This window comes from Aquiflexum sp. (genome assembly GCF_977115555.1).
The window spans coordinates 1-4,019 of sequence record NZ_CDSBKL010000366.1 but is presented as its reverse complement, the minus strand read 5'-3'; the positions used below and the strand labels follow the sequence as shown (position 1 = coordinate 4,019).

Here is a 4,019-nt window from a genome sequence, read left to right as displayed (position 1 = left end):
AAAAAAACCATTAACTTTAAAATGCTGATTTATTTGACCCAAATAACAGTCTAAACCATGGACAAAATTATAGATTTAGATAAAGCCAAAGCCTTTCTTTTTGAACTGTTAAAACAAGAATCCGATCCAAAATCCATCGAATGGCTATCGATCCAAAAAGAGAAAATCCAGACTGAATCTTCTTATTTGAAGTTTTATATGGCATTTGGTCAGGCTTCTAGGTATTTCAAAAAGTACATTTTGAAGCTTTCTGATATTCAAAAAATTGAGGCAAATTCCCTTCTTGAAGGTTTTCGCCCAGAAACTTGGGACCTGCTACAGACTGCAAGGACTTACCTACTCCTTCATTTCGAAGAAAATGATCCGACTTCTTGGGTGGCAGCTATGAACAAACTGTTTGAAACGGGCGACATGCATGAACAGCAATCCCTTTATGCGGCCATTCCATTGATGCCCTTCCAGAAAGAAATGAAAGACCGTGCCATCGAAGGATTGCGGACCAATATCAGTTCGATTTTCGATGCGATTGCCTTGAACAATCCCTATCCTGCCGCCAATTTCGATGAAAGGGCTTGGAATCAGATGGTGATCAAAGCCATCTTTCTGCTTCGACCTTTATACCAGATCGAAGGGGCCGATGGAAGGGCTAATCTGAGACTTACCAATATCCTGATCGATTTTGCGCATGAAAGATGGGCAGCGGGACGAAAGGTAATGCCTGAACTATGGCGCTTTGTCGGTCCATTTATCAACGAAGAAAATATAAAAGACATAGAGACTGTTCTACAAACCGGAGACCTATTGCAAGAAAAAGCTGCACTTTTGGCTTGTAGCAAAAGCGGTTTTGACAAAGCAAGGAACATGCTTGACGAAAATCATACTTTGAAAGAAGCCATCGAAAAGGGAGGAATTACCTGGGAATCAATCGGAAAGGAATTTCAGGAGACGCTGCCGAAATAGGCTTCAGGGAAATATTTCTAACAGGTTTTGAAGTTTCATAGAACCTGCCGTGGACTATGGACTGTTGACTATGGACCCTTTAATTTAATTATAATAGTTTACCCTCATAAAAAAATCACACAATGGAAATGTTTATAGATCCCCATATTCATGTTGTTTCCAGGACTACTGACGACTACGAAGCCATGCGCAAAGCAGGGATCGTGGCGATCATCGAACCGGCTTTTTGGTTGGGTCAGCCACGAACTGAGGTAGGAAGCTTCAAAGATTATTTCAGCACCTTGGTGGGTTGGGAGCGGTTCCGTGCCAAGCAATTCGGCATCGTGCATTATTGTACGATGGGATTGAATTCCAAAGAAGCCAACAATGTGCCTTTGGCAGAGGAAGTCATGGAATTGTTGCCATTGTATGTCGGCAAAGAAGGTGTCGTGGCGATCGGAGAAATCGGCTATGATGACCAAACAGAAGCAGAAGACCGTTTTTACCGCCTTCAACTTGAATTGGCCAAGGAAGTCAATCTGCCGGTTTTGATCCATACCCCGCACAGGGACAAGAAAAAGGGAACATACCGAAGTATGGACGTGAGTGAAGAACATGGCCTTGCGCCAAGCATGGTCATCGTTGACCACAATAATGAAGAAACTGTAAAGGAGGTTTTGGACAGGGGTTATTGGGCGGCATTTACGATTTATCCCCATACCAAAATGGGTAGTGAGCGAATGGTAGAGATTGTCAAGCACTATGGTCCGGAAAGAATTATTGTAGACAGCGCTGCAGATTGGGGAATCAGTGACCCGCTTGCTGTCCCAAAAACCGCTGCCCTGATGAGAAAAATGGGTGTCCCTGAAGAACATATCCGCATGACTTGCTACCAAAACGCCCTCACTGCCTATTCACAAAGTGGACAAATGGATGAATTGGATTGGCTAAAACCTACACCTATAGACCAAAGAGAAAGGCAATATGGCAACTCTGTTCTCAGGGGAGGACAGGAACCAAGGGTAGAAGGTTCTGATATTGTGGAGAATTAACAAAGCATGTCACAGATCAAAGCTTACTTACAACTCACCCGTCCGGCAAACATCGTCACGGCGATTGCAGATATTTGGGCAGGCTTCGCTGTAGCTGGTGGAGCCTTGGTCATATTTGCTGACCAAACCAAACTCATTGACTCCCCCGTTTTCCAAAACCTACTTTGGCTGACACTTTCGACCATCGGATTGTATGGCGGAGGAGTCGCATTCAATGACGTGTTTGATGCTGAACTGGATGCAAAAGAAAGACCCGAAAGGCCGATTCCCAGCGGAAGAGTTTCCAAAGGAAAAGCGGCTTTGATGGCTTTTCTGTTACTTTTGATAGGAATAATTGCCGCTTGGAATGTGAGTAATCTCAGTGCGATGATTGCATTGATTGTAGCCGGAATGGCGGTCTTGTATGATTATTGGGGCAAGCATCAGTTTATTTTTGGTCCCATCAACATGGGCCTTTGCCGTGCGGGAAACCTGCTTTTGGGAATCAGCGCCTTCCCCGTCATGCTTCAGAGCTATTGGTATTTGGGGTTTATACCTCTGATTTTTGTGGCTGCGATCACTATGATCAGTCGTGGGGAGGTTCATGGAAAAAATAGAAGGGCTTTGGTCGGTGGCGGATTGATGTATACCGCTATTATCCTTTCTCTGATAGTTCTTGGGCTGTTGGAAGGAGAAAACTTAGTGCACGTCATACCTTTTTTAATCCTGTTTGCTTACATGATTTTCCCTCCATTGATCAAAGCAATCCATGAACAAATTCCCCAATTGATAGGAAAAGCAGTAAAAGCTGGTGTTATTTCGCTGATTATCCTAAATGCATCCCTTGCAGCGGCATTTGCAGGATGGCAATTTGGTATAATTGTATTATTGTTATTGCCCATTTCAATTTACCTTGCCAAAAAATTCGCCGTCACTTGAAATTTTTTGCAATCATATTCAGTTGCAGATTAAGAAAACAAAAAGGCCATATTTGTGATTGAATAGGGACTTGGAACATTTAAGTTTATTACCAATGGAAAAGATTATAGAACAGTCCTTCTCAGTACCATTTCGGTATCAGGTTTGTTTTTTGGAAGGAATTTTTAATGTAAATAATCCAATGCTTGCAGATTTTCTAGACAATGGAAAGAGAGCAAAAGCTTTTTTTGTAGTGGACAGCGGTGTGGCAGAAGCTTTTCCAAATCTCCTGAATGACATCAATGACTATGCTAAAGCTTATGAAGACAGGTTTCTGTTGAGCACAGCACCTTTGATAGTACCCGGTGGGGAAATTTCTAAAAATGACGAAAGCATTTTCAAAAAAATCGTAGATGCCACAAGTATTTACGGAATTGACAGGCATTCCTATATCGTAGGAATCGGCGGCGGTGCGGTGTTGGACATGGTGGGTTTTGCTGCTGCCATTTCCCACAGGGGAATTAGACATATCAGGATTCCGACCACAGTACTTTCCCAAAATGATTCGGGAGTAGGTGTCAAAAACGGCATCAATTCCTACGGAAAGAAAAATTACCTGGGCACTTTTGCGCCTCCCTATGCGGTGATCAATGATTTCAATTTCCTGACAACTTTGGATGACAGGGATTGGCGGTCCGGAATTTCGGAAGCCATCAAAGTGGCTTTGATTAAAGATTTAAGCTTTTTTGAATGGTTGGAAAATCATGCCGATCAGCTAGCTCACAGAGCCATGGAACCTATGCAGGAACTTGTCATCAGGTGTGCCCAAATGCACATGAACCATATTGCAGGAAAAGATCCATTTGAGACAGGCTCGGCAAGACCATTGGATTTTGGGCATTGGGCTGCCCATAAATTGGAGCACCTGACCCACTATAAGGTCAGACATGGTGAGGCAGTTGCAATTGGAATTGCCTTGGACAGCACCTATTCTTTCCTCAAGGGAATGATCAGCCAAGCAGATTTGATGCGGATTATAAACCTGATCAAGACCTTGGGATTTGAAATTTATAATGCAGAATTGTCCGGACATGCTTTGCTGAAAGGCTTGGAAGAATTTAGAGAGCATCT

Annotated in this window: 4 protein-coding genes; all 4 read left to right on the top strand. The window is 43.1% G+C overall.

Annotated features, from left to right (window positions below):
• Positions 1-57: 57 nt before the first annotated feature.
• Positions 58-960 (top strand): EboA domain-containing protein, encoded by a 903-nt coding sequence (locus ACZFYI_RS16750; RefSeq protein ID WP_462525274.1) that lies wholly within the window; start codon positions 58-60, stop codon positions 958-960.
• Positions 961-1,082: 122 nt separating this feature from the next.
• Positions 1,083-1,991, top strand: coding sequence for a TatD family hydrolase (locus tag ACZFYI_RS16745; protein WP_462525273.1), 909 nt, complete (start codon positions 1,083-1,085; stop codon positions 1,989-1,991).
• 6 nt (positions 1,992-1,997) lie between these two features.
• Complete coding sequence (gene eboC / locus ACZFYI_RS16740) at positions 1,998-2,909, top strand: UbiA-like protein EboC (protein WP_462525272.1); 912 nt, start codon at positions 1,998-2,000, stop codon at positions 2,907-2,909.
• 94 nt (positions 2,910-3,003) lie between these two features.
• Positions 3,004-4,019: 3-dehydroquinate synthase (locus ACZFYI_RS16735; protein ID WP_462525271.1), on the top strand; the 1,016-nt coding region annotated here is incomplete at its 3' end.

Bases quoted from the DNA above. Each gene is read 5' to 3' on its own strand.
- ACZFYI_RS16750 (WP_462525274.1), top strand. From the start codon at position 58: ATGGACAAAATTATAGATTTAGATAAAGCCAAAGCCTTTCTTTTTGAA.
- ACZFYI_RS16745 (WP_462525273.1), top strand. From the start codon at position 1,083: ATGGAAATGTTTATAGATCCCCATATTCATGTTGTTTCCAGGACTACT.
- eboC (WP_462525272.1), top strand. From the start codon at position 1,998: ATGTCACAGATCAAAGCTTACTTACAACTCACCCGTCCGGCAAACATC.